Source organism: Pseudomonas sp. 008 (assembly GCF_016861935.1).
GTDB lineage: Bacteria > Pseudomonadota > Gammaproteobacteria > Pseudomonadales > Pseudomonadaceae > Aquipseudomonas.
Map to the genome: position 1 here is coordinate 239,884 of NZ_BOMA01000005.1, position 25,041 is coordinate 264,924.

Sequence of the window (25,041 nt, forward strand, 5' to 3'; positions counted from 1 at the left end):
TCAAATTTGTCTGTTCCCCTCGTGAACCAGTTTTGAGACCCGCAGTCATAGCCGTGCCGTAAAAGACGCTCGCCCAAAGAAGCGCTCATGCGGTTATTGCTCATCTTTATCCCACCCTTATCGTCGTCAACTCATCAGAGCTGTCTGTTCATGCGCCCGACTGTCCGCTGCTGCCGCTTTATTTCGCTGTGCCTGATGCCTTTGTTTCCGCTGTTCACCAGCCCCGCACATGCCAGCGGGGAACGGCAATTGGTGGAAGTCATCAACGATTACCGCGCCGATCCCGACCGCTGCGCGGGGCGTGCGGTCAGGCCGTTACGGCCGCTGGCGCTGAAATCGGACTTGTCCTTGCCGATCGGCTATGGCGGTGGCTTACGGGAGGGGTTGAAGGCTAACGGCTATCAGGCGGTGACGGTGCGGACCATCCGTCTGGTCGGCGCGCAAGACGCCGATGAGGCGTTCGACATGCTTCAGAGCGATTACTGTGGGGCGCTGCTCGATACCCAATACGCCGACATCGGCGTTACTCGCGCCCGCAGTGAATGGCGAGTGGTACTGGCACAACCGGTGCTCGATGGGCGTATCGGCGATTCACGCGCTGCGGGCAAGACGTTGCTGGCGCAGGTCAATGCGGCACGGGCCAGGCCACGTATGTGTGGGCGCCAACGCTTTGCCGCCGCGCGCCCATTAACCTGGAACGCCGCCCTGGGCGCCGCCGCGCAAGGCCACAGCAAGGCAATGGCCTACGGCAACTACTTCGCCCACCAGGACCCCGACGGCGATATGCCGGCGGATCGCGCCAGAGCCGCCGGTTACCGCGGCCGGCAGATCGGCGAGAACATCGCCGCCGGGCAAGGCTCGCCCAGCCAGGCGATGTCCGGCTGGCTGGCCAGCCCCGGGCATTGCGCCAACCTGATGAATCCGATGTTTACCCAGGTCGGCGCGGCGTATGCCAGCGATTCGCGCAGCAATAAAGGGGTTTATTGGACGATGCTGTTTGGCGCGCCTTGAGTGAGGGTTTCGAACCGTCCATAGAAAATGGCTGGCGCTGGGGTCAGTCAGTTAGGGGCTTGAACACCGCAGACTTGTGTGGCGAGGGGGCTTGCCCCCGTTGGGTTGCGAAGCGGCCCCAAAACCTGCGATCGCGGTATATCAGGTACACCGCATGCAACGGTTTTACGACTGCTGCGCAGCCGAACGGGGGCAAGCCCCCTCGCCACACAGGCTCGCTTCCACAAGTTTGCGCCTACTTCAAGTCGAGACAGTAGGTGTAGTAACCCGTATCGCGCACATAGCCCAATGACTCATACAACCGTTGCGCAAGGTGATTGTCCGTGGCCGTTTCCAGCACCATGCCCTTGGCGCCGGTCAACAGCGCAAAGGCTCGGGCGGTGTTCATCAGCAACGTCCCTACCCCTCTGCCGCGGGCGGCAGGTGTGGTGAAGAGGTCGTTGAGCAGCCAGGTGCGGTGGGCGTCGATGGAGGAGAACGTCGGGTACAACTGGACAAAGCCGAGCGCTTCGCCCGTGGAGTCCTCGGCGAAGAAAATCACCGATTCGTCCCTGGCGATGCGCTCTGCGATGAAAGCGCGAGACTGCATCAGGTTCGAGGGCTGGCCGTAAAAGCCTCGATAGGCGTCGAAGAGGCTGGCGACTTTATCGATGTGGGTTGCATCAACGCGCAGGACCTGGACGGCCATGTGGGTGGTCTCCGAACGGATGAGTTACTTCGGTTGCGCCACGGTGCGCAAATAAGGTTTCAGCGTCTTGAAGCCATCCGGGTATTTCTTCCTGGCATCCTCATCGGAGACCGAAGTGGGAATGATGACGTCCTCGCCCGGACGCCAGTTCACCGGCGTGGCAACGGTGTGCTTGGCATTCAGTTGCAGAGAGTCGAGCAGACGCAGAACTTCATCGAAGTTGCGCCCGGCACTCATCGGGTAGATCAGCATCGCCTTGACCTTTTTGTCCGGGCCGATAATGAACACCGAACGCACCGTGGCATTGTCCACGGCAGTCCGTGCGCCGCCACTGGCATTCGGATGAATCATGTCGTAGAGCTTCGCCACCACCAGGTTCTCGTCGCCGATCATGGGATAGTTGACCGCATGCCCCTGGGTCTCTTCGATGTCTTTGGCCCAGGTCTTATGGTTACTGACAGGGTCGACACTGAGCCCGACGATTTTGGTGTTGCGCTTATCGAACTCCGGTTTTAGCCCTGCCATGTAGCCAAGCTCAGTGGTGCACACCGGAGTAAAGTCCTTGGGGTGCGAGAACAGAATCGCCCACTTGTCACCGATCCACTCATGGAAATGCAGCGGGCCCTCGGTGCTTTCAGCGGTAAAGTCCGGTGCTTCGTCGCCAATACGGATTGCCATGTTCGTTCTCCTTACTGTTGAGTCGTAGGGAAGTCGCCGGAGCGCTGGCTGCTGTTCCGGCGGCATTCGGTGTCTGTGTTAAATCGTCAACGCGGATCAGTATAGGAGACGCTCGAGGACCCGGTAGTTAGCCCCGCGCCCCCTGCCCCCTTTGATGACCGGGCATTCAAGCCTGCGAACTGCGCTCGACCGACACCGCAAGCGCAGATGTCCTGGCCAGCCAGTAATAGAGCATGCCCGGCACCACCAGCCCGACGATCCAGGAAATATCGACACCACCGAGCTGCGCGACCATTGGTCCGGAGTAGAAGTGAGTGTCGACAAAAGGCAGCTGGACCAACACACCGAGCACATACACGCTGATCCCCAACGCATTCCAACGGCCATAACGCCCCGCCGGGTCGGACAACGCCGGAATGTCATAGCGCTCCTTGTTGATGAAGTAGTAATCCACCAGGTTGATCGCGCTCCACGGCGTGAAGAACGTCAGCAGAAAGAGGATGAAGTACTTGAACGTACTCAGGAACGAGTACTGCCCCAACAGCGCCAGCGTGGTGGACGCGCCGACAATCGCCAGCACAAACAGCATGCGTTTACCGGCGGATATTTCGAAGCCACGACGAAAGCCACTGATGATGGTGGCCACGCACATGAAGCTGCCATAAGCGTTGAGGGTCGACACCGTGACCTTGCCGAACACCACACTCAAGTACAGCAGGGAGGCCATCACCCCGGTACTGCCCAACCCGACGATGGTGGCGACCTCATGCCCACGAAAATTCGCGCCCGCCAACGCAGCGGCGAACACTCCCAGCACCATGGAAGCCTGGGCCCCCACCACCGTCCCCAGGCCGACGGCGGTGAACGTCTTCCAGGACGAGGTCTTGCTCGGCAGGTAGCGTGAGTAGTCGGCCACATAAGGGCCGAACGCAATCTGCCAGGATGCGGAAAGAGACACCGCCAGCAAGAAAGTACTCCAGCCGAAATGGCGGTTCTCCAGTAACAGACCGATGTCATTGAGCGTCATCAACCGGGTAAACAGATAGACGAAGGCGATGATGCCCAGCACGCTCGCCACCCTGCCCACCAGATGGATGACCCGATAACCGAAGAGGGTCAGAAACGCGATGCAGGAGGCGAAAATCAGGATGCCGGCGCTGTCGCTGACATGGACCAACTGAGCAATCGCCTGCCCCGACAATACCGCGCCGGTGGCACTGAAGCCGAGGTACATCAGGCACACCAGCACAATCGGAATCGCCGCCCCATAGACCCCGAACTGCACACGACTGGAGATCATCTGCGGCAGCCCGAGCTTGGGTCCTTGTGCAGCGTGCAGCGCCACCACCGCGCCGCCGAGCAACTGGCCGATCAGCAAACCAATGAGTGACCAGAACACATCGCCACCCAGCACCACGGCCAGCGCGCCCGTCACAATCGCCGTGATCTGCAGATTGGCGCCGAGCCACAGGGTGAACTGGCTGTAGAGGCTGCCATGACGCTCCGCCTCGGGGATGTAATCGATCGAGCGTGTCTCGATCAAGGGACTTCGCTGCTGGGTATCGCTGACCTTGGTCATTTTTTGTGTTCTCTTCTTATTGAGGTAGACGCTAATGCCAGTGAGCCAAAGTGCAGAACCTGTGGGAGCGAGGCTTTCGTCGCTCAAATTTCTTAACTCACCGGCATTGGGCGTGCTTTTATTTCTGTTGTTCAGTTACCGCCCACTTCTATCGAGCCAACAACCGAGTCTAGACATAACTACTCGGCAGCGTCGCATTAGCGCGGTCGCCAACGAGATTGCATTAAGGCATCAGATCCAACGGCATCACCTGCCCTTTCGTTCGCTCGTCATACCAATGCTGCAGCACATCGGGTAAGCGGCCTTTCCAGCCCGACACGTTGGTGTAGTAACGGGCTCGGGAATTGTTCTGCTCATCGAACACCAGCAGCACTAGCCAAAATCGGACGTCCGCTGTACGCATGAGGATGGCGGCGTTGGTATTGCCCAGCCCGCGTACCCACATTTCAGTCACTTCGGCGCCCGGCAGGTCATTCGACTCATCGCCGATCAGCCTGGAACTGCTGCTGTCCACCAGCGTCTGGTAATCGTCCTTGAGCAATTGCCGCAATGCATCGTCTTCTTCCTGTGTACGCGCCAACCCCAGACTCAGTAAATCGTTGTCCAGAACCAAGGGCTGTTCCGACGCGATATAGCGCCCCGCATAGAACACGCCCATGCCAGCACCACAATCGGCATCGGCGCCGTCCTGGGTGACATCAAGCACGCCGTTGATGGCTTGGAAGGTCAACGCGCATGCACCTTCGACGTAATGCGCCTGAGTGCCGTCGAGTTTGGCGATGCCATCCAGGTCGCCAGAGTTGGCGCCGCTCGCGGCAGAAACTTCGAAGACGAGATGAGTCGAATCCCGGCGCTTTGTCTTCAACTCGGCTCCCGTCGAAACGCCCCAGGGAATACGCTGCCAAGTGGCGTCCCAGGTAAACGGAATGGCCGCGTGCTCGAGTTCAGTGATGCGCATCAGGTACTGCTGGCGCAGGCAATCGATTTGGTCTGCGCAGCGATTACGTTGTTTCAACCACTGACGCTGGTCTGCTTTTAACGCTTCAGGGGCGGTGACTTTTTCCAGCGTCGAGCGCCAGACCGCTCCCAGTTTTTGATCCAGCTTCGACGTGTAAGCGTCGGCGCAAATGGCTTTTTCACTGGAGCTGGCGGCGCTGGTGCAATCGAAGCTACTGGCATGGGCTGCGGCAGAGAATGCGAGAAACCCCAGCAGTAAAGCGCGGCGAGCGTTAGAGCAGAACAAGGTCGGGGGCATGGGTAGATTCCATTCTTTGAGCGCGCCAGTATGCCGAGACAAACGTGAAAAGGCGCTTGTTTTGGTATAGCTCGCTCGCCACAAATCTCGCAGGAAGCGTAAAGTCACGTTCATTCTCCAGGAGCAAAACATGACTGATCCGTCGCCTCCACCACCGCGGGAAATTTATCTCTCGCAGACATCCGACCGGGATCTGTTCAATCGCATCGCCAGTGAACTGGCACGAGGGCTGGGCGGGACCTGGACGGCACAGATCAATGGGTTGGACCAGCGTTATTGGGACCTGGCCGTCGAGGGGCAGACGATTACGCTGCATCTGGAACACTACCTGGGGATCATGTTGCTGGTGGAGGACGCGGATCCGGACTGGATTGCGTCGGAGCGTTTTCAGGCGGTGGTGCGGCGGCTACAGACGGATTGAACAAAAAACGGGCGCCATGATCGGCGCCCGTTTTATTTGAAGCGAGAGGGAAATATATCCAGTAACCACCGATGCTTTCAGATATTGATTTCGCTGGCCGGCACGACATCGATCCGCGCCACGGAACCGGTCAGATGCGCCAGATCCTTGTTGTGTTCGTTGATGATGTCTTCGGCGCTCATCGTGCCATTGTCGATTGTGGAATGAGCATCGGACGCCAGCACCACGTCATAGCCTCGCGATAATGCCTCGCGGACCGTGGCGTTGACGCAGTAGTCGCTTTGCAGGCCGCAGATAATCAGGCGGTCGACGTCCAGCTCTTGCAGATGTTCATGCAGGTGGGTCTGGTAGAACGAATCCGGAGTGGTTTTGCGCACGCGCAGGTCTTGGGGTGAGGTCTTCAGGCCCTCGGCCAGTTGCCAGCCTTCGGCGCCGTATTGCAGCAGGTCGCCCTCTTCTTCGTGCTGGATCAGGATGACCGGAATATTGGCGGTTCGGGCTTTGGTGCTGAGGCCGTTGATGGTTTCGATGACGCGCTGTATGTCGAAGCATTCATACTCGCCGGTGCACAGCGCGCGTTGGACATCGATGATCAGGAGTGCGGTGCTCATGGCTTCCTTCCTTAGACAGGTCGCTGGAACGATGGATTTCAACTCCCTTCTAGCCTATGTAGCCGGTGTAGCAGCTGTCGAGCTTGCGAGGCTGCGTTCGAGCGCGCAGCGCTCGCCATATCAGCGAATGCGGTTGCCCGAATGAACGTGGCTAACCGACTTTACGACTGCTACCCGGGATCGAGGCCACCCAGGGAGTCGGGGTGGTCGATGATCGCCTGTTTCAGTAACCGAGCGACAGCCCGGTATTGCGCCGTGGATCGTTCGCCCCATAGAAGCGGTTCTTGCCCACGGGTTTGCCTTCCAGCGAAGGTGCACCTACCAGAATAGCTGCAATATGGTTGGGGTCCTGCGGGCCGGCAAACTTGTGGCCCCAACTTTCGAGCATCTTCTTGGTGTCCGGGCTGGTGGCGAAGTTCTCCAGGTTGGTTGCTTCCGGCAGCCATTGCTGATGGAAACGCGGCGCATCCACCGCTTCCTGGATGTTCATGCCGTAGTCGATCACATTGAGGATGGTCAGCAGGGTTGCGGTGATGATGCGACTGCCACCGGGGGTGCCGACGACCATGACGACTTTGCCATCCTTGGTGACGATGGTCGGGCTCATGGACGACAGCGGTGCCTTGCCAGGGGCGATGGCATTGGCTTCGCCCTGCACCAGGCCGTACATGTTCGGCACGCCGATTTTCGAGGTGAAGTCGTCCATTTCATCGTTGAGGATGACCCCGGTTTTGCTCGCCATCACACCGGCGCCGAACCAGTCGTTGAGGGTGTAGGTCACCGACACCGCGTTGCCCCATTTGTCGACGATCGAGTAATGGGTGGTGTTACTGCCTTCGTGGGGCGCTACGCCAGGTTTGAGCTCGCGGGACACGCCGGCCTTTTGCGGATCGATGGCGGCGCGGATTTTGGTCGCGTAGTTTTTATCCAGCAAATGGGCGATCGGATTTTTCACGAAGTCCGGGTCGCCGAGGTAGCTGTTGCGGTCCACATACGCGTGGCGCATCGCTTCGATCTGGTAGTGCATGGCCTGCGCTGAGCGGTAGCCGAGGTCTTTCATCGGGTAGCCGTCGAGGATGTTCATGATCTCGCAGATCACCACACCACCGGAGCTTGGCGGCGGCGCCGAGACCACGTGGTAGCCGCGGTAGTCGCACTCGATGGGTGCCAGTTCGCGGGTCTGGTATTTGTCGAGGTCGGCCTGGGTGATGATGCCCTTGTTGGCCTGGCTGGAGGTGACGATGGCGTCGGCCACCCAGCCTTTATAGAAACCGTCGGCGCCCTTCTCGGAAATTTCCCGCAGGGTTTTGCTCAAGTCTTTTTGTACGAGTTTCTGCCCGACCTGCATCGGCTCGCCATTGCTCAGGAAGATCGAGCCCGAGTCGCGCATGTCTTTCTTGAAGACATCTGTGGCGTACTCCAGCAAATCGACATCGCCCTGCTCCAGCACAAAACCGTCTTCGGCAAGCTTGATCGCCGGGGCGATCACTTCCTTGCGGGGTTTGGTGCCGAATTTCTTCAGCGCCAGCTCCATGCCAGACACGGTGCCTGGCACGCCGACGGCCAAGTGGCCGCGGGTGCTGAGATCAGGGATGACGTTGCCCTGCTTGTCGAGGTACATGTCGGCCGTGGCGGCCAGCGGCGCTTTTTCACGGAAGTCGAGGAAGGTCTTGCGCCCGTCCGCCAATTGAATCGTCATGAAACCGCCGCCGCCCAGGTTGCCTGCAGCGGGGTACACCACCGCCAGCGCATAACCCACCGCAACCGCTGCATCGACGGCGTTGCCGCCATTCTTGAGGACATCGACGCCGACGTGACTGGCCAGATGTTGGGCGGTGACGACCATGCCATTTTCGGCCGCGACCGGTGCAACGGAGGCCGCATGAGCCATCAGACAGCTCAGCGCCAATGAGGTCGCCATGAGCGATTTGGCAAAAGGTTCAAACTTCATGGGTCGGTCTCTTTTTTGTTTTTAGGCTCTGTGGAAAAACAGAGGGAACGGTTCAAAAGCAGTTGGCAAGTATGGCTGCTATTGCGTATTGCGCCTCCCCGGCGAGGCAGTATGCTGGGCCCCTGTTCAGCACGTGTGCGGAGTCCGCCGGCATGACCTACACATTTACCACCCTGGCGTCGCCGGTCGGCGAGTTGAAGCTGGTCGCGAAAGGCACGCGTCTGGCGGCCATCCTCTGGGAAAACGACAAACCAGGTCGGGTAAGACTGGGGCCGATGAGTGAAGCGGCGGACAACCCGATCCTGATACGCGCCGCACAGCAGTTGCGGGAATACTTTGCCGGCACGCGTAATCATTTCGAGCTGGAACTGGACTTTGCCGGGACGGACTTTCAGAAGCAGGTGTGGCAGGCATTGCTGACGATTCCGTTTGGCGAGACGCGCAGCTACAGCGAGATAGCCCGGCAGATCGGCAATCCCAGCGCGGTTCGGGCAGTGGGCGCGGCCAACGGCAAAAATCCGATATCGATTGTCGCGCCGTGTCATCGGGTGATTGGGGCGTCGGGGAAATTGACGGGGTTTGCCGGGGGGCTTGAGGCGAAAGAACGGTTGCTGACGCTGGAAGGCTGTGAATGGTCGGGGGTCGGCAGGATGGGTGATTTGTTTTGACTGAATGGGCTCTCTTGTGGCGAGGGGGCTTGCCCCCGTTGGGCTGCGAAGCGGCCCTAAACCCGATCACCACGGTAAATCAGGCATACCGCATTCACAGGCTTGGCGACTGCTGCGCAGCCGAACGGGGGCAAGCCCCCTCGCCACAATAATCCGCGCGGCCCGACCGACACGAACAACCTGACTTATTCATTCTCCAGTGCAAACGCCTCGACAATCTGCTCGATCACCGCTCGCACCCGCGCGGTGTGGCGCAGGTCCGCATGGGTCACCAGCCACACTTCATACGGCAGCGGGCGCGTGCGTTCCGGCCAGAGCCTGACCAGCCCATCGCGCTCGCCCATGTACACCGGGATCTCCCCCACCCCGAGACCCGCGGCAATCGAACGACGCACCAGCAGGCTGGAACTCAGGCTGGCGACAATCCGCCCACGGCTCAGGGGTTCCGAGACCAGGGTCATGTTCTTGTTGCCCTGCAAGTACGGCTGATACACCACCAGATCATGCCCCTCGAAGGCCGAGCCCGGTTGCGGCATGCCGTTGGCCTCGACATAACTTCGCGAGGCGAACAGCCCCACCGGCCAGCGCGCGATGCGCCGGGCGATCAGGTCGGGGTTGTCCGGCCGGGTGTTGCGCACGGCGATGTCGGCTTCACGCTTGGCCAGGCTGAGGATTTGCGTGGAGGCGTCCAACTGCACCCGCACGTCGGGGTGCACCGCATGCAAACGAGCGATGGCCGGGATCAGAAAATCGATGGCCAGAGAATCGGTAGTGCTGACGCGCACATTGCCGATCAATCGTTCGTCGAGGCCCTGAATCTGCCGCTCCAGCTCAAATGCCGAGTGCTCCATCTTTTCCACGGATTGCAACGCCGCTTCGCCGACCGCTGTCAGCGCATAGCCCTCGGAGGTGCGCAGAAACAAAGTCGCATTCAACGATTTTTCCAGCGCGGCGATACGCCGGCGACGGTCGCTTGATCGACCTTCAGCACCCGCGCTGCACCGCGTAAGGTCGATTCTCGACATACCGCCAAAAACACTCGCGCATCATCCCAATTCATAGCGTTTCCTGCAGCGATGCATATACGCATCATCGTAGCGCGAAATCGCTGCAATATTGCACCAGCGTTCCTCGATATGCTTGAGGCCAAGCACAAATTCACAGGACCGCTCCCATGCACAGCACATCCCTCGACACTGGGCGCAGCGCGATCTGGCTGCCGATCTTCGCCGGCCTCTGCGCCAGCCTGGTCAGTATTGGTCTGGCGCGTTTTGCCTACACGCCGTTGATACCGTCGTTGATTCAGGCCCAGTGGTTTTCCGCCAGCGACGTGGTGTACCTCGGCGCCGCCAATCTGGTGGGCTACTTGATCGGCGCACTGCTCGGCCATCCGCTGGCCCGTCGCACATCCAACAAAACCGCTTTGCGGCTGATGATGCTGGCGGTGACACTGGCGTTTTTTGCCTGTGCCTTTCCGTTATCGGTGAGCTGGTTCTTCGGTTGGCGATTGCTGTCGGGGATTGCCGGTGGCGCGATCATGGTGCTGGTGGCGGCGACCGTGTTGCCCCATGTGCCCGCCTCGCGCCGAGGCCTGGCCAGCGGTGCGATTTTCCTGGGCATCGGCTTGGGGATTGCCGGCTCAGGCACCCTCGTTCCGCCGCTGCTGAGCCTTGGTTTACAGAACACTTGGCTTGGGCTCGGCGCCTTGGCCTTGATTCTGACCGCCGCCAGCTGGTTTGGCTGGCCGTCATCCGTTGTCAATGAAACGGCTGCACCACACGCTCAGCACACCAAATCGCCGTTTGATCCCAACCTTTATCTGCTGTTTGCACAGTACGCGTTCATGGCTGCCGGGCTGGTGCCAGCCATGGTGTTTCTGGTGGATTATGTGGCACGCGGCCTCGGTGCCGGGCCCCATGTCGGTGCACTGATCTGGGTGATGTACGGCCTCGGCGCGATAGTCGGGCCGGTGAGTTATGGCTTTCTGACCGATCAACTGGGGGCGAAGCTGAGCATCCGCCTGGTACTGGTGGTGCAGGCGATTGCCGTCGGCCTGCTGGCTATATCGAGTTCGTTCACCGCCCTGGCCCTGCTGGCAGTGATCCTCGGTTCGTTCCCGCCGGGCATCGTGCCGCTGGCGCTGGCCCGGGTGCATGAGCTGGTACCGCAACACCATCAACAGCAAGTGGCCTGGAGCCGCGCCACGGTTTCATTCGCAACCTTTCAGGCCATCGCCGGGTTTGCCTACTCGGCGCTGTTCAACGCCAGCGGCGGTCATCACGGGTTACTGTTCGTCATCGCGGCCGGTGCCATCGTCGTCGCACTCTTGCTGGAACAGGCCTTGCGCTTGCTGAACCTGCGCGACCGGATGATGCCGGTGGGTTGTTCATGATCGCGCAACCCAAGTTTGCGGCTATCGATAACCACGCGCCTGCACGTTGAACAACTGCGCATAGCGCCCACCCGCCGCGACCAGGCTGTCGTGATCACCCCGCTCAAGGATCGCGCCCTGGTCCAGCACGATGATGTGGTCGGCATTGCGTACGCTGGAGAAGCGGTGAGAAATCAGCAACGTCATGCGCCCTTCAGTGTGTTGGCTGAAATGCTCGAACACCGCAGCCTCCGCCGCCGGGTCCAGGGCTGAGGTCGGTTCATCCAGAATCAGGATATCGGCGTCGCGGCGCATGTAAGCGCGAGACAAGGCAATCTTTTGCCATTGCCCACCGGACAGCTCTTGCCCACCGGCAAACCATCGCCCCAACTGCGTGGCATAACCACGATCCAGACGCTCGATGAAGGGCGCAGCCATACCCTCGGCGGCCGCTTGCTGCCAACGGGTTTCATCGTTGAACGCCAGGGTGTCGCCGACACCAATGTTCTCGCCGACGGAGAACTGGTAGCGAATGTAGTCCTGGAAGATCACGCCGATGCGCCGTCTCAGCGCCTCTTCTTCCCAGGCCTGCAAATCACTGCCATCCAACAGAATGCGGCCCTGATCAGGGCGATACAGCCGCGTCAGCAACTTGATCAGCGTGGTTTTGCCCGAGCCGTTTTCCCCCACCAGCGCAACACTGTGTCCGGGCAACAGGTGCAGATCGATGCCCTGCAAAGCAGCGCGGCTCGCCCCCGGATAACGGAAACCGACACTCTCGAAACGCAACCCATCGCCGGGCACCGCACCCACGGTAAGGCTTCCGGCATCGGCCACCACCGGCTCAGCCAAATACTCATAGAGGCTCGACAGGTAAAGGCCATCCTCATAGAGACCGCTGATCGCGCTCAAGCTGCTGCTCACCGCCGTCTGCCCCTGCTTGAACAGCACCAGGTACATGGTCATTTGCCCGAGGCTGATGCTGCCGTGAACGGTATCGACCACGACCCACGCATAGGCCAGATAAAACGCCGCGGTGCCCAGCAGTCCCAGCACAAATCCCCAGCCATCGCGACGCAATGTCAGGCGCCGGTCTTCGGCATAGAGACGAGCAAACGTGTCCCGATAACGCTGCAACAACAGCGGCGCGAAGCCGAACAGCTTCACCTCTTTGATGTAGCCCTCATGGGAGAGCAGTGTCTCGATGTAGTTCTGCTGCCGACTCTCCGGTGCCCGGCGCGTGAACAACCGAAAGGCATCTCCGGAAAAGTGCGCTTCGGCAAAGAACACCGGCAACGCCCCGACCACCAGCAACACCAGCGCCCAAGGCGAAAAATGCACCAGCAACACACCGAAGCTGATCAACACGATGAGGTTCTGGATCAGCCCCAGCGACTTCATCACCAGCGCCAACGGCCGGGTCGATGCCTCGCGCCGAACCCGAACCAGCTTGTCGTAGAACTCGGAATTCTCGAATTGCACCAACGATAACGTCTGGGCCTTCTCCAGAATCATCGTGTTAACCTTCTGCCCCAACTGCACCCGCAACAACGACTGCTGCACCGACAACGCGCGCTGCGTCCCGGACAGCAACGCAAGCACGCCCGCTTCAAACAACACATAGCGCACGACCGGCCACAACGGCGCGCTGCCCTGTTGCGCGTGCAACTGCATGGCGGTAACGACCGCGTCGACAATCCGCTGCCCCAACCAGGCCGCCAATGCGGGCAGCACCCCGGCAATCAGTGTCGCCAGCACCAACCCCAGGAACAGCCCGCGTGATGTTCCCCAGACCAGCAGCAAGGCACGCCTCGCTTGGTCGAGCAAAGAGGCGAAACGGGTAAGGACAGGCATAGGGCAATGGGCTCGGTGGCGGATGTAGAGGGGCGCGGCAGGTCATACGGTATGCGGAATGAGCAACGCCCACTTACGTGGATATGAGGCGATAAGCCTCGCCTCGTCCATAGGAAAAACATCTAAAAAAGTATCGTTGCGCACTACGTTTTAGCGCTTTGCTATGAGGAGTCAATGCCTATCGGGATTGGTAGACGAACCTGAACGTCCAACCAATGTGCCCCATTCCATCACCGGGAGCAGAACATGAAAATCAACCCCTACCTGATCTTCAACGGCGACTGCCAGGATGCCTTCAATTTCTACGCCAAAAGCCTGCCTGGCCAGATCGAAGTCATGATGACCTTCGGCGAAACTCCGGCTCGCGACCATGTGCCAGCGGACTGCCACAACCTGATCATTCATACGCGCCTGTTGGTCGGGGATCAGTCGATCATGGGGTCGGATACCACACCCGATCGCCCTAGCGCCGGCATGAGTGGTTGTTCGGTGTCGTTGAATGTCGACAGTGTCGTTGAGGCAGAGCGAGTGTTTGCGGCATTGGCGCAAGGCGGGAGTATTCAGATGCCATTGGAGACGACGTTCTGGGCGGCACGCTTCGGGATGCTGGTCGATCGGTTTGGCGTGTCATGGATGATTAATTGCGAAAAAGACCAATGAACGGACCTCCCCCTTAGACTAATACTTAAGTATAATGGCCATTTAATATCAAACTTGGCTTTTTGTATTCAATCACCAGACGGAATAACTACACTGTTCACAAAATCAGCTCTTGACATAAAATATTACAAATATAATGTAAAAGGAGTCAATTAATATACCCCCCGCTCGAATTTGCCCTAAAAAGAGGCGACAGTTGAACTGGTGCCTTTCGAGCGCGCACCCAAACTGCCATAGAACACCGTGGAATATCCTTATAAATCAACTCCAGAAATCAAAAATGCGGACTTCCGCACAATTTATACGCAAGACTTCTCTGTGATGCCTCGTTCTGTAGCCCGATCCGCGGATCAGCCACGCTTCAGTGTTGATCATAGAAAAGTCAACCTAGAGGGCCTAGTCCGACACAAAGGCGCTCACCAACTAAATCGGATATCAAAAAATCAAATTGGCTAAAGCCTCCTCAGTTGGCTATGTCATTGATTCAACTGAAACTACTGGCAATGGAATGGCACCTGCTGACAAGCTCAAAATGTTATAAAAAGTCAGATAATTTCAGTATTTTGTGTATTAAGATTGCAATGCCAGCACATATGAGTAATTTGCACGATGAGTACTGAGAGCAAGATCGAAAATAGCCAGAGGGGTATTCTCGCTATTGGGCGCACTTGGCGCTCGGCAGAGAAACTTCGACAGTTATTTGCACCAAATCTCACGCATATATATACATTAGATTACACAAACCCATTAAACCCAGATAGCGAAACTCAAGCCGACGATGCCGTACTAATCGACATTGAAAGCCCTTCCATTCTTAATGACTGCCTGGCGCTCATCAAGAAATTACGTACAAGTCCAACAGAACTGTCCATTATCGTTGCAATCAATTTTCGCGCTCCGCAAACCAAAATTGAATGTTACCTGGCCGGTGCCGATCATTGTATCAATGTACCTAACGACCAGGATGAAAAAGCCAGGTTAATTTCAGAGCTGCTCGAAACACCTGAATGGCAGCCCGCCATTAAGTTGACCCTGGACCAAACATGCCTGCATTTATACAACAATGAGTTCAAACTGGATCTGGCTTATCAGGAAATGAAAGCCCTGGATGCACTTATCAATGCAGAAGGTAATATCCTGCACCATGATTCCATGGCCGAATCCATGGGTTTGAATATCAAGCTCTATGACTCACGTGTTCTGGAGAAATCCATAAGCCGACTTCGAAACAAAATCAAAAAGCACTTCGGCATTAACATCATTCATAGTGTTCGCGGTTATGGCTATCGATTGCTTCGAGGAGTCGTTTCAGTAAAGCAAGCAAACTTTCATTCTTAAAGGGACTAAACGATGGAGTCCAGCAGGCAATATACCGTGCAAGATAACTTCGCCATGGTTTTCTTCAGGCAATCAATTCTCAAGCGAAACGATGAATTGTTCGGCAGTGAGATTTATGCCAAAGCGACCAAACAACAGACACCTCTGAACAAGGGGTATCAGCCATTGCATCCCGATCACCCGCTGGCGATTTATCGTGAAGTACTGATGCGGATCCAATTAAATGCCCTTTCACAGATCGAGGCCACGTCGTCCCCATCCGTACAGACACCCAATAAATTATTCGTGACCATGAACCAATCCGCGTTATTGGATAAAGCGTTCATCCGAGAACTGAACGACGCTCAAACGACACTCAAGAAGCATGAACAACAGTTAATCCCCAGCATTAACGGCAGTCCGCTCCTTTCGTTCAATCTCAAAGAAAAAAGAACCATTATCAATCACATTCATTTATTGAAGGACAACGGGATCGAGATTGCTTTCGATGGCTATGACTTAAGCGATGACAGCGCTGAAAAAATGATCAGCCCGAAGCTGTTCGATTACATAAAAGTGGACCTGACTCGATCCAATTTCGACATCATGGTCGACAACAGCCAGGACTTTTTCAACAGATCTTACGACTGCCTGAGCAGCATGATCCATGACAGCAAGATCAGGTTCATTGCGGACCGGGTCGAGCACAAAGCACTGCACACACTGGCCCGCAGCATGCCGTTCGATTTTTTCCAGGGGAGGTACTACTCGCCTACCGAGGTTATTTAAGCTTAAAAAATTTCACCAAACTAGGAAGGAGCCTTATTGTGAATACATCAAACAACAGCTTTCTAATTTTCACCCGAGATCAACTGGCACGACAAGCTATAGAATCGCTTCTCGCACAACGCCTGCATCTATCTTTTGAAATCGAATCTGGCAAACTCAGCAGCGAACGCATCCGAAAGAGTCGATTCACGCACATCCTGCTCGATCAGGCCGATATCTCGCTGAGCGATGTCAGCTTTATCCGCAAAAATCAAAAAGATGCGGAAATCATACTCATCACTCCCAACTCGGAGCATTCAGAACTCCATCACTTCTCGCACTTCGGGGTTGATGGCTTTCTCAAGAAACCGGTGGCAGACGAAGAGTTCATCTCTGCAGTCAGCCGGATTAAAGAGTCGCAGGGTAACCCCGACATCTGGTGGTTTAATGCCGACGACAGAACACTAATCAAGGAAGATATAACCATCCCATTGACCGGCACCGAATCGTTAATGCTCACCCAATTGGTCATCAGTGATCGACGGGTACTCAGCAAGAACGATCTTATCCTACGTATCGATAAAGACCCGGAGAATTACAGCGGCCTTGAAATGTGCTTGAGCCGACTGCAGAAAAAATTCAAAACTGCCGCCAACGGAGAACGCCTGATTCGCTCAGCCAGAAACCGCGGTTATTGCCTGGCACAAAGGATCAGAATCGCTTACTGAGAGAGATCGCAAAAACAATAATAACAAATGCGATTTTCCGACCCGCCCGATACCGCTTGACTGCCTAACCACCTCACCTTGTACTTCCCGCCGCCTGTCCCTCGCACATATTTCTCTCCATCGTTCCTGCCGGATCCCTCCCCATGGCGGGCAAGCACTTATCGGAATGCTGCAATTTTATAGACGATTTAGTGATGCCCTCCTAATAAAAGAGCACGACCTTTTATAACATGAGCCCTGGAAGTGGCGCCCGTTATAATTCGTCAGACACCCACAAAGATTAAGGTACTAGTATAAAAACCGGACACTGAGACAACCGTATCAGCTGACTTGAAAACAACATTCGGATGGCCAGCCATAGCCCGCGTTATTCCCTTCCAATAATAAAAATAATCTCTGACCGAACTGCGCTCGCTCAGCCTTTGCGCGCGGCTGCCATTTATTAACCGTCGACTGATACACAACGTGGCGCACGCCCGAGGGACACCGCGATGGTACATAATCGTATTAATCGAAACAGCATATCCAAAGGACTGACCTTTTGGGGGCAATGGATAATTGCCATCACTTCGGTCAATGCGTTGTTATTTGCTCTGGCGTTGTACCAGACAGGAGAAATCGAAGCTCATTATCGTGTGCTTGCCGTGCTGACTTTCCTGGGCTCGGTCCCTTCTTACTCCCTGCTGCTGGTCTATCACAAGCAACATGGATACCTCTCCGGCCTGGGACGCTTGCTGCTGGGATGGCTGCTGCTGCTGGCCGGGATGACCAGCATTGGCTTTCTCAGCAAGACCAGCGAATTGTTCTCCCGGGAAATCATCATGGTCTGGGCTGTGGCAGGTTATTGCGTGCAGGCCTTGCTGTACCTGCCTCTGCATAGTTTTTCCAGGCACTACCACCGGCAATTGCACAGCCAAAACAACACTCTGATCATCGGCACCGACCAACTGGCGGTGAATCTGGCGGACAAACTGGCCAAAACCGAGTATCCGCCGCTGGTCGGTCTGATCAGCTCAAAACCCAACGAGCTGTCGACCAACGTCAATACCCACCGGATCGTGGGCCAACTGCAGGAACTGCGCGAGCTGATCCGGGTGCACGATGTCCGGCGGTTGTACATCGCGCTGCCTTTGAGCGAAGCCAAACAGGTCGAAGCGCTGTACATCGACCTTCTCGACTCGAATGTGGATGTGGTCTGGGTTCCCGACCTGGGCAGCATGACGTTGCTCAATCATTCCGTCAGCGAACTGGATGGCCTGCCCGCTATTCACCTCAATGAAAGCCCGCTGACCAGTTACCCGACGGCGGCGCTCAGCAAGACCCTGCTGGACAGAGGTCTCGCCGCCCTGGCGCTGATCGCTTTCAGTCCACTGCTGCTGGTGATCGCCGTCGCAGTGAAGATCTCCTCCCCGGGGCCGATCATTTTCAAACAGGAACGGCACGGCTGGAACGGCAAGATCATCAAGGTCTGGAAATTCCGCTCCATGCGCCTGCACGACGACCATCAAGTCCGCCAGGCCGGCCGTGAAGACCCACGCATTACCCCTGTTGGCCGTTTCATTCGACGCACGTCCATCGATGAACTGCCGCAGTTCTTCAACGTACTGCAAGGCCATATGGCGCTGGTCGGACCGCGGCCGCATGCGATTGCCCATAACGACTACTACACCGGCAAGATCCAGGCCTACATGGCGCGCCACCGAATCAAACCGGGCATCACCGGGCTGGCCCAGATCAGCGGCTGCCGTGGCGAAACCGAGACCCTCGACAAAATGCAAAAGCGCGTGGAGATCGACCTCAACTACATCAACAACTGGTCGTTATGGCTCGACATCAAGATTCTGATCAAGACGCCCTTTACGCTCTTTTCCAAGGATATCTATTAACCCCTGCGATTCGCCCCCCCCCGCCTTTTCTTCAGCTTGTGGCTAACAAGGCCACAGTCCGGGCAGTCAGATCTCTGACTGCCCGGAGCCTCTCTTTCTCATCTCATTCGCACTCTTTTTTGTAGCCGCTGCCAAAGGCTGCGTTCTGACATCGAACGCGCTTATTGGGAAAGCTCACACACCATTACAAGCATCCCAATTTCAGCCAGGTCAGTCTTGAATGGGATTTCACCGATCTCTTGAAAACCGAAATCCTTATAGAAGCGCCGGGCATTTGAATTGGTCTTGAGTACGTCAAGCCAGAGCAAGCGTTCTCCGCGCTCTATCGCTCGATTGCAAATGAAACGCAGAAGCTGTTTCCCATACCCTCTTTTGAAGCTCCGCGCCCATTGCGCCAGTCAGCGGCGCTGGCGTTGACCAGTTAACTTTGGAAAAACCTACGACCCTACCGCTTTCGTCTGAGGCTATAAGCCACAAATGGCTGGCCGATGATTCGAGTGACTGACTGAGCGTGCCGGGTGAGAAGTCTTGATTGAGAAAGCGCTGTATGCCGGCGAGAGACCAGATGGCCGAGAAATGCTCTCGGTAGGTCTCACAGCCGACTTCACATAGAACATCGAGGTCGGCTCTAGTTGCTTCACGAATGTTGATCATATTCCTCCCGGTTTATTCGCATGAAGAGATTGATGGGAGCTCCCTTCAACTTGGTTATTGTCAATGAGCACAGCCCCATCGTCCAGGTAGCGCTTCAGCGCTACCCAGTGTTTAAGGTAAGCGATCCATAAACCCCATCTACCGTATGGCCGGGGTATGAAGTCAGGTATCCGAGTCGGATATGTGCTCCACTTGAGTTCTTACCCCAAACAACCGGTCGGCTATCTGCCGACCTCGCTCCAGTCCTTCAGCCGTCAACCAAATCGATTTGTTCTTGTTCACCGGATCGCTGATGAAACCCTGTTCATGCAATCGGTTCATGGTCTCGAAGTCGAACCCTTTCCAAGTATTGCCGTTATCGAAACTGAAGGCTGCCAACAGGGCAAGCACGGCTTCTTCAATCAGTTTATCGTCGTATTCCATGATCGTTGCTCCAGGTTTATGGCGCGCTTACCGTGAAAATGCCTTCGCCGGCAAGCCGGCTCCAGGGGGTTCGGTGTCGTTCATAATATTGTAGGAGCTGGCTTGCCAGCGAAAACGGCCTCACGTCATGCAGCGCCCATGAAAACGCCTTCGCCGGCAAGCCGGGCTCCTACGGGGTTCGCATCGTTCACGGTATCTGTAGCAGCTGGCTTGCCAGCGAAGACGGTCTCACATCATGCAGCGCCCATGAAAACGCCTTCGCCGGCAAGCCAGGCTCCTCCGGGGTTCGCGTCGTTCACAATATTGTAGGAGCTGGCTTGCCAGCGAAGACGGCCTCACGTCATGCAGCGCCCGTGAAGCCGAACCCAGACTCGGCTACGGCTACAGGCTTTTGACTGGGTGAAGTGGCAAGAGAGGTGTTGCTGGAGGGGGATAGAGAGAGGATCTACGGTTGCAACGTGCCGGCAGACTGCTTGGTATTTCGCGCCGTTTCAACGTACCCAGTACCTTGAAATCAACAACCCCATCAACACGCCGATAGTATTTGCCAGCATGTCATAGGGCGAAGCCGTGCGCAGCGGCATCAACCCCTGCGCGGCCTCGATGAGTACGCCGGTGAGCAAACACCCCAAGGCTATCCAGTGAAATTTCACATTGGGAAAGGCCAGACGGCAGCTGCACGCAAATACCAGAAAGCCGATCCAGTGATGGAGCTTGTCCTCTTCGACGAACAGCTCCGGGATCGGCTGAGAGCGCAGACCCGCGAACAGAAGAATCACTGTCACGGTGGCAAAGATCAGGCCCCGGAGCCAGAACGGCAACTCAATCAAGCCCTTAAGCCACATGATCATTCGGTAATTTTCTCGAAGTTGTTGTAGAACAGGTCGCTGTCACGTCCGTCAGTCATGGTTTGCAGCGAGTAAGCTCGGCTCAGGCGTGCACCGCCATCGCGGGTCAGTGGCGCCCAGACGATGCTGGCCCGACGCATGGTGGAGGTGCAACTCGTCGAACGGGATGGAAACATAGATCCCTTTGTCGAAGCTGCCCTCGCCATACTCCTCCTTCGACGCGCTGGTCAGGGTGACCCAGGCACCAAACTTCACGCCGTTCTTGAACACCCGCGACAAGTCGACGGTGGTGCCCCAGTCCCGTGCCAGATAACGCCCGACGCTGACCGCTGCAAGCATGTCATTGGGCAGCTCAGTATAGCTGGTGACATGGCCCGTCACGGTCTGGTAATCACGCAGGCCGAAGCCCTGATCGAAATCACGCTGACGCACGAAGTTCAGATCGGCGCCCAGCGACCAGCGTTTACCCGTGGGTCGATACAGCACTTCGCTGCCGACGCCGGCGAACATGGATTCCAGATAGCCGCCATAGACCATGCCGTACAAATCCCGATCCAGCTGCGCCGCATGGTTGAACTGGAACGTCGGCATCGTCACATCGGAGGTGGTGAGGTATTTGCGCAAATCGGTGCGCATTCGTGGCAACCCGCTCGGTGCATCGTAGGCAAAGTTGTCGTAGTTGTTCACCAGATTGGCGCTGAGCAAGCCGCTCCACCAGGTGTTGCGGGTGAAACGGTACTCCGCGTCGGCATCGGCGCTGAACTGGTAGAGCAGGCCGTCGGGGCCGCCGATGTTCTGTTTGTAGCCCAGGCCGAGGCCATAGCTGAACGGTTCCAACGCCTGGGTGTAGAGCGTGGTTTCGCGGTGCGCAATCGCCGGATTGACCTCGGTGGTACGGTGCAGGTCTTTCGGCGGCTGGTCATTGTTCACGACCGCGCGGAAAGTCTCTCGCGGCACGCTGGTTTCCTCAATGGACATGCCATAGCGCTGGTTCACCACGGTGAACCAGTCGATGTCTTGATTGACGCTGTTATCAAGAATCCGACTGGCTCGCCCGACAGCTTTGGACGAATAAAAATAGCGGGACTGCTCGCCATACACCATCAGCTCCGAACCGCGTTGAGTGATGCGCTTCACGACAGGGCTTACCCGCCCTGTCGATCGCCAACCCTCATTCCGTGATCTTCTCAAAGTTGCGATAGAACAGATCACTGTCACGGCTATCAGTCATGGTGTGCAGCGAATAACTACGGTTAAGCCGTGCACCACCGTCCCGGGTCAAAGGCGCCCAGACGATATTGGCGCGACGCATCGTCGACACGCTCATCAACTCGTCGAAAGGGATGGAGATGTAGATGCCTTTGTCGAAACTACCTTCGCCATACTCCTCTTTAGTCGCCGTGGTCAGCGTGACCCAGCCACCAAATCGCACACCGTTGCGGAACTCACGGGACAGGTCGATCGTGGTACCCCAATCGCGAGCCAAGTAACGGCCGACACTAACGGCCGCCTGGGCCTCGAAAGGCAAATCGGTATAGCCAGTGATGTGGCCTGTGACGGTCGAGTAGTCACGCAGACCGAATCCCTGATCAAAGTCACGCTGGCGAACGAAGTTCAGATCGGCACCTACGGACCAGCGCTGGCCTGCCGGACGAAACAGCACCTCACCGCCGACGCCGGCAAACATCGACTCCAGATAGCCGCCGTAGACCATGCCATACAGGTCTTTATCCAACTGCTTGGCGTGATTGAGCTGGAACGTCGGCATGGTGACATCCGATGTCGTCAGATACTTGCGCAAGTCAGTGCGCACTCGCGGCAGTCCGCTCGGTGCGTCGTAGGTAAATTTGTCATAGTTATTCAACAAATTGACGCTCAGCAAACCACTCCACCAGGTATCACGGGTAAAGCGATACTCGGCATCCGCATCGGCAGTGAGCTGATAGAGCAAGCCATCGGGACCACCGATGTTCTGCTTGTAGCCCAGACCCAGCCCATAAGAGAAGGGATCCCGTGCCCCGGTAAATAGCGTGGTCTCGGTGTGCGGTACCGCGGCATTGACCTCGGTGGCGCGATGCAAGTCCTGCAAGGGCTCCTGGTGATTAACCACTTCGCGAAATGTTTCGCGGGGCACGCTGGTTTCTTCCAGCGGCATGTCGTATCGCTTGTTCACCAAGGTGAACCAATCGATATCGTCATTGACGCTGTTGTCCAGAATCCGGCTAGCCCGACCCACGGCTTTCGCCGAATAGAAGTAACGCGACTGCTCACCGTACACCAACAACTCAGAGCCACGCTGGGTGATGCGCTCCACTTTATAACCGGCGTTGTTTTGCAGACGCTGGGACACATTGGCCCAATTGACCTGGTCCGGGGAGGTGACAGGTGCCTGGGCCGGAAGAGGTTCCGCTGGCGGGTCATAGGTCTTTGTTGGCGTCTTGCGGCTGGCAAAGTTGGTGTGCAGCGTGATACCGAACATCGCGGTATTACCACGTTCCCAGGCCGCGCTGAGGTCAATCGAGTCTGTCAGCTTGAAAACCGCGCCGACATTAATCGGCGAGTCTTGCTTGATGTCGTTATCCTTCGGCTCGTTTTTATAGTCGTTGCCTTCGTATTCAAGTTTCAGACTGAGGGGGGCCCAAGGTGTTTGATAGGCGACACCACCAAACAAGGATGGCGATCCTCTAAAATAATTCGCATTGAAGTCGCCTGTCCCTTCGCTGGGTGGTCGTGTATCAAAGCGCTCATCGACCCAGCCAAGCGGGTTATCAAAATCCCCCCGACGGCCCATGTATCCCCAAGCGACACCAACGCTGAAGTCGAAGTTGCCAACGCGTTTGTTACTCACAAAATACTCGCTGGAAAACAATCCAGTACCACCGATGTCCTGAAAACCTAACGCCACTTGAGGAAGCCAGTGACTTTCCTGCCACAAACGAATTTTGGCATCGACAGCTTTATCTTTGTAGCTTTGATCGCCACTGAGGGACTCAGGTCCGTACGCCCGGTTGGTAATGGCGGTATATCGAAACGAGCCTTCAAGCCAATCAAAGGGCTGTAGCGAAAGGCTGTAGCGAGTATAGGGATCGGTTCGACTGGCATTGACACTCAGCTCACCGGCAGGTGCCATGCGTGCGGTAGGGGTTTGTAACAAGCCCACACCACCGAAATCATTCTGGGTATAACGCGGCTCTCCATGAGCTAAACCACAAGGCAACAACAGGACCGCTGCAAAACGTAACTTCAAGGGGCCACCTCAGCCACAGGTTGAGTGGCGAGGAATTCGGCCAACTGCTGATTGAGTTCAGGTGTAGGCGGATCAAGATCATCGTTCTTGATCGGCACGAGGATTTTGCTGCCGGCGGCGGGCCAATACCCCTCTTCCCGATTCCACAGTGCGATACCGATCCGCCGGGTGTGACCATCGGGCTGAATAACCCACAGGTAGTCCGTCTCTGCGTCGGACAAGGCCTGACAGGATCGAAGATAGTCACGGGCTTCCTGCATCGCGCGATAAGGCAGTCGGCAAGGTTTCGCGACGGCGCCCAACACTTCCACGGTATTCGGGCGAAGCGGATAGACTAGACGGTCGCCATCAGCAAGATGCTCGTTAAGCGCAAACCCGACCTCTACGGCAACGGGGTCAAGTACCGCAACCTGGCGACCCGTTACCGGTAACCGGCCGATCTCCTCAAAGAGCTGATTCGCCAAGGAAGCCCGGGCAGGCTTGTCAAACAGCAACGCACCACGCTGTAGAACTTTCAGATCAAACAATACGCCGACTTTCAGTCGGCGCTGTTCCTCTAGCAAAGGCTGGCGGAGCCATGCGGCACCCAACCAGTAACTCTCAGCATTGGGCTGCGCAGCGGTAATAACATCCAGCAAACGAGCGCCCGACTGGATCTTGAAATAGCCAGGGCTGCGAACGTCGCCAATGACAGTAACATCGGCATGACTCAGACCTGAGCTGGCTAATAGTAAACCCGCAAACACAATATTCAGACGCTTCAATTGATAGCTCCCTGAGCAGAACGCAACTGAATGACCTTCAGGGAAATTTGAGGCGTTAGATGCTGCTCGCTCTGAATGACGAAACCATCACTTGGTCTGATCCAATAACGATTGACTGCATGGAAATCTATTTCAGGCGCATCAATGCGCTCATCAACACGGAGCAAGGCATAAGTCTTGTCCATCACCCTGATGTCCTCGATGCCTTCTTTGCTAAACCGACTGTTCACGGCAATACCGACTCGGTAGCCGTCATTGATATCGATCCAGCGAGTGCTGCTGTACCCGTCGGGTAGTAGATGCAGTCCACGCTTGAACGGCGACTCGCTCTCCCAGCGGGTACCATCGAGGTTGATACCGAGCCCGACGCTGCGCACGATCAAGCCGTCGCGCATCAACAACACCTGCTTACCGGAGGCAACCCAGAACTGCAGGTCGCCCCGTTGGCGAATCATCGCCATGACGCCCTCGCTGGAAGACGTTGTCACTTTAATTTGAGGATAGGGAACGGCGTCCACCTGCGCCTGGGTCAACTGCAAAGAGTCTGGCCCCATAGTGGACGCTTTAAGCGTGTCGAAAGAGGCTTTCATCAACGGGTTACACCCGCACAAAATGAAAGCCAGCGCCAAGTAGACGCTGCTGCGTAAAATGTTCACCGG

The 25,041-nt window shown here is 56.7% G+C and carries 21 protein-coding genes and 4 pseudogenes; 9 read left to right on the top strand and 16 right to left on the bottom strand.

What is annotated here, in order from left to right; all coding sequences use genetic code 11:
* Positions 1 to 150 precede the first annotated feature (150 nt).
* Complete coding sequence (locus JUI81_RS12670) at positions 151 to 1,011, top strand: CAP domain-containing protein (protein ID WP_019582003.1); 861 nt, start codon at positions 151 to 153, stop codon at positions 1,009 to 1,011.
* 235 nt (positions 1,012 to 1,246) lie between these two features.
* Here JUI81_RS12670 and JUI81_RS12675 read toward each other — a convergent pair whose 3' ends face one another.
* From JUI81_RS12675 to JUI81_RS12690, 4 genes are all read right to left on the bottom strand, one after another.
* Positions 1,247 to 1,699: an N-acetyltransferase gene (locus tag JUI81_RS12675; protein WP_018928248.1), complete on the bottom strand. Its 453-nt coding sequence runs from the start codon at positions 1,697 to 1,699 to the stop codon at positions 1,247 to 1,249.
* A gap of 24 nt (positions 1,700 to 1,723) precedes the next feature.
* Positions 1,724 to 2,377, bottom strand: a complete 654-nt coding sequence (locus JUI81_RS12680) for a peroxiredoxin (protein WP_018928249.1) — start codon at positions 2,375 to 2,377, stop codon at positions 1,724 to 1,726.
* A 166-nt stretch (positions 2,378 to 2,543) separates the two neighbouring features.
* Entirely contained in the window at positions 2,544 to 3,956 is a 1,413-nt protein-coding gene (locus JUI81_RS12685; RefSeq protein WP_204124375.1) for a cytosine permease, read from the bottom strand.
* Positions 3,957 to 4,179: 223 nt separating this feature from the next.
* Positions 4,180 to 5,211 carry a lysozyme inhibitor LprI family protein gene (locus JUI81_RS12690; RefSeq protein ID WP_019582001.1) on the bottom strand — a complete coding sequence of 344 codons (1,032 nt, stop codon included), beginning with the start codon at positions 5,209 to 5,211 and terminating at the stop codon, positions 4,180 to 4,182.
* A gap of 130 nt (positions 5,212 to 5,341) precedes the next feature.
* Between JUI81_RS12690 and JUI81_RS12695 the strand changes: the two genes are divergently transcribed.
* The gene (locus JUI81_RS12695; RefSeq protein WP_019582000.1) at positions 5,342 to 5,632 is read left to right on the top strand and encodes a DUF3630 family protein; all 291 of its coding nucleotides are present in this window, start codon (positions 5,342 to 5,344) and stop codon (positions 5,630 to 5,632) included.
* A 77-nt stretch (positions 5,633 to 5,709) separates the two neighbouring features.
* Here the strand turns inward: JUI81_RS12695 and JUI81_RS12700 are convergent, their stop codons facing one another.
* Complete coding sequence (locus tag JUI81_RS12700; RefSeq protein ID WP_204124376.1) at positions 5,710 to 6,243, bottom strand: cysteine hydrolase family protein; 534 nt, start codon at positions 6,241 to 6,243, stop codon at positions 5,710 to 5,712.
* 223 nt (positions 6,244 to 6,466) lie between these two features.
* Complete coding sequence (gene ggt / locus JUI81_RS12705; RefSeq protein ID WP_019649503.1) at positions 6,467 to 8,194, bottom strand: gamma-glutamyltransferase; 1,728 nt, start codon at positions 8,192 to 8,194, stop codon at positions 6,467 to 6,469.
* Positions 8,195 to 8,346: 152 nt separating this feature from the next.
* Here ggt and JUI81_RS12710 point away from each other — a divergent pair, with 152 nt between their 5' ends.
* On the top strand, positions 8,347 to 8,862 hold the full coding sequence (locus tag JUI81_RS12710) for a methylated-DNA--[protein]-cysteine S-methyltransferase (protein ID WP_204124377.1): 516 nt from the start codon (positions 8,347 to 8,349) through the stop codon (positions 8,860 to 8,862).
* Positions 8,863 to 9,047: 185 nt separating this feature from the next.
* Here the strand turns inward: JUI81_RS12710 and JUI81_RS12715 are convergent.
* Positions 9,048 to 9,922, bottom strand: a pseudogene (locus tag JUI81_RS12715) (LysR family transcriptional regulator).
* Positions 9,923 to 10,036: 114 nt separating this feature from the next.
* Between JUI81_RS12715 and JUI81_RS12720 the strand changes: the two are divergent.
* Positions 10,037 to 11,254, top strand: a complete 1,218-nt coding sequence (locus JUI81_RS12720; RefSeq protein ID WP_204124378.1) for a YbfB/YjiJ family MFS transporter — start codon at positions 10,037 to 10,039, stop codon at positions 11,252 to 11,254.
* A 21-nt stretch (positions 11,255 to 11,275) separates the two neighbouring features.
* Here the strand turns inward: JUI81_RS12720 and JUI81_RS12725 are convergent, their stop codons facing one another.
* Positions 11,276 to 13,087 (bottom strand): ABC transporter ATP-binding protein, encoded by a 1,812-nt coding sequence (locus tag JUI81_RS12725; RefSeq protein WP_019581993.1) that lies wholly within the window; start codon positions 13,085 to 13,087, stop codon positions 11,276 to 11,278.
* 246 nt (positions 13,088 to 13,333) lie between these two features.
* Between JUI81_RS12725 and JUI81_RS12730 the strand changes: the two genes are divergently transcribed.
* From JUI81_RS12730 to JUI81_RS12750, 5 genes are all read left to right on the top strand, one after another.
* On the top strand, positions 13,334 to 13,747 hold the full coding sequence (locus JUI81_RS12730; RefSeq protein WP_019649508.1) for a VOC family protein: 414 nt from the start codon (positions 13,334 to 13,336) through the stop codon (positions 13,745 to 13,747).
* Positions 13,748 to 14,356: 609 nt separating this feature from the next.
* Positions 14,357 to 15,085 (top strand): winged helix-turn-helix domain-containing protein, encoded by a 729-nt coding sequence (locus tag JUI81_RS12735; RefSeq protein WP_204124379.1) that lies wholly within the window; start codon positions 14,357 to 14,359, stop codon positions 15,083 to 15,085.
* Positions 15,086 to 15,097: 12 nt separating this feature from the next.
* A complete protein-coding gene (locus JUI81_RS12740) occupies positions 15,098 to 15,853 on the top strand; it encodes an EAL domain-containing protein (protein ID WP_204124380.1) in 756 nt (251 codons plus the stop codon).
* 38 nt (positions 15,854 to 15,891) lie between these two features.
* Positions 15,892 to 16,560 (top strand): winged helix-turn-helix domain-containing protein, encoded by a 669-nt coding sequence (locus JUI81_RS31815; RefSeq protein WP_239077688.1) that lies wholly within the window; start codon positions 15,892 to 15,894, stop codon positions 16,558 to 16,560.
* A 491-nt stretch (positions 16,561 to 17,051) separates the two neighbouring features.
* Positions 17,052 to 18,446: an undecaprenyl-phosphate glucose phosphotransferase gene (locus JUI81_RS12750; RefSeq protein WP_204124381.1), complete on the top strand. Its 1,395-nt coding sequence runs from the start codon at positions 17,052 to 17,054 to the stop codon at positions 18,444 to 18,446.
* 161 nt (positions 18,447 to 18,607) lie between these two features.
* Here JUI81_RS12750 and JUI81_RS12755 read toward each other — a convergent pair.
* The 8 genes and pseudogenes from JUI81_RS12755 to JUI81_RS12790 form a co-directional block, all read right to left on the bottom strand.
* Positions 18,608 to 19,100, bottom strand: a pseudogene (locus JUI81_RS12755) (N-acetyltransferase family protein).
* A 44-nt stretch (positions 19,101 to 19,144) separates the two neighbouring features.
* Positions 19,145 to 19,216 (bottom strand): annotated as a pseudogene (locus JUI81_RS32215) (transposase); the annotation flags it as partial.
* A gap of 46 nt (positions 19,217 to 19,262) precedes the next feature.
* Positions 19,263 to 19,523 carry a DUF6429 family protein gene (locus JUI81_RS12765; RefSeq protein ID WP_204124382.1) on the bottom strand — a complete coding sequence of 87 codons (261 nt, stop codon included), beginning with the start codon at positions 19,521 to 19,523 and terminating at the stop codon, positions 19,263 to 19,265.
* A gap of 491 nt (positions 19,524 to 20,014) precedes the next feature.
* Positions 20,015 to 20,374 (bottom strand): VanZ family protein, encoded by a 360-nt coding sequence (locus JUI81_RS12770; RefSeq protein WP_204124383.1) that lies wholly within the window; start codon positions 20,372 to 20,374, stop codon positions 20,015 to 20,017.
* Positions 20,371 to 21,508: pseudogene (locus JUI81_RS12775) on the bottom strand (YjbH domain-containing protein); the annotation flags it as partial. The pseudogene JUI81_RS12775 and the gene JUI81_RS12770, both read right to left, overlap by 4 nt.
* A gap of 34 nt (positions 21,509 to 21,542) precedes the next feature.
* Positions 21,543 to 23,618, bottom strand: a complete 2,076-nt coding sequence (locus JUI81_RS12780; protein WP_204124384.1) for a YjbH domain-containing protein — start codon at positions 23,616 to 23,618, stop codon at positions 21,543 to 21,545.
* A complete protein-coding gene (locus JUI81_RS12785) occupies positions 23,615 to 24,382 on the bottom strand; it encodes a capsule biosynthesis GfcC family protein (RefSeq protein ID WP_204124385.1) in 768 nt (255 codons plus the stop codon). Before JUI81_RS12785 ends, JUI81_RS12780 begins: the two co-directional genes overlap by 4 nt.
* Positions 24,379 to 25,038 carry a YjbF family lipoprotein gene (locus JUI81_RS12790; RefSeq protein WP_374707262.1) on the bottom strand — a complete coding sequence of 220 codons (660 nt, stop codon included), beginning with the start codon at positions 25,036 to 25,038 and terminating at the stop codon, positions 24,379 to 24,381. The genes JUI81_RS12785 and JUI81_RS12790 overlap by 4 nt, the downstream gene beginning before the upstream one ends.
* Between the last annotated feature and the right edge of the window lie 3 nt (positions 25,039 to 25,041).

Bases quoted from the DNA above. Each gene is read 5' to 3' on its own strand.
- JUI81_RS12670 (WP_019582003.1), top strand. From the start codon at position 151: ATGCGCCCGACTGTCCGCTGCTGCCGCTTTATTTCGCTGTGCCTGATG.
- JUI81_RS12675 (WP_018928248.1), bottom strand. From the start codon at position 1,699: ATGGCCGTCCAGGTCCTGCGCGTTGATGCAACCCACATCGATAAAGTC.
- JUI81_RS12680 (WP_018928249.1), bottom strand. From the start codon at position 2,377: ATGGCAATCCGTATTGGCGACGAAGCACCGGACTTTACCGCTGAAAGC.
- JUI81_RS12685 (WP_204124375.1), bottom strand. From the start codon at position 3,956: ATGACCAAGGTCAGCGATACCCAGCAGCGAAGTCCCTTGATCGAGACA.
- JUI81_RS12690 (WP_019582001.1), bottom strand. From the start codon at position 5,211: ATGCCCCCGACCTTGTTCTGCTCTAACGCTCGCCGCGCTTTACTGCTG.
- JUI81_RS12695 (WP_019582000.1), top strand. From the start codon at position 5,342: ATGACTGATCCGTCGCCTCCACCACCGCGGGAAATTTATCTCTCGCAG.
- JUI81_RS12700 (WP_204124376.1), bottom strand. From the start codon at position 6,243: ATGAGCACCGCACTCCTGATCATCGATGTCCAACGCGCGCTGTGCACC.
- ggt (WP_019649503.1), bottom strand. From the start codon at position 8,194: ATGAAGTTTGAACCTTTTGCCAAATCGCTCATGGCGACCTCATTGGCG.
- JUI81_RS12710 (WP_204124377.1), top strand. From the start codon at position 8,347: ATGACCTACACATTTACCACCCTGGCGTCGCCGGTCGGCGAGTTGAAG.
- JUI81_RS12720 (WP_204124378.1), top strand. From the start codon at position 10,037: ATGCACAGCACATCCCTCGACACTGGGCGCAGCGCGATCTGGCTGCCG.
- JUI81_RS12725 (WP_019581993.1), bottom strand. From the start codon at position 13,087: ATGCCTGTCCTTACCCGTTTCGCCTCTTTGCTCGACCAAGCGAGGCGT.
- JUI81_RS12730 (WP_019649508.1), top strand. From the start codon at position 13,334: ATGAAAATCAACCCCTACCTGATCTTCAACGGCGACTGCCAGGATGCC.
- JUI81_RS12735 (WP_204124379.1), top strand. From the start codon at position 14,357: ATGAGTACTGAGAGCAAGATCGAAAATAGCCAGAGGGGTATTCTCGCT.
- JUI81_RS12740 (WP_204124380.1), top strand. From the start codon at position 15,098: ATGGAGTCCAGCAGGCAATATACCGTGCAAGATAACTTCGCCATGGTT.
- JUI81_RS12750 (WP_204124381.1), top strand. From the start codon at position 17,052: ATGGTACATAATCGTATTAATCGAAACAGCATATCCAAAGGACTGACC.
- JUI81_RS12765 (WP_204124382.1), bottom strand. From the start codon at position 19,523: ATGGAATACGACGATAAACTGATTGAAGAAGCCGTGCTTGCCCTGTTG.
- JUI81_RS12770 (WP_204124383.1), bottom strand. From the start codon at position 20,374: ATGATCATGTGGCTTAAGGGCTTGATTGAGTTGCCGTTCTGGCTCCGG.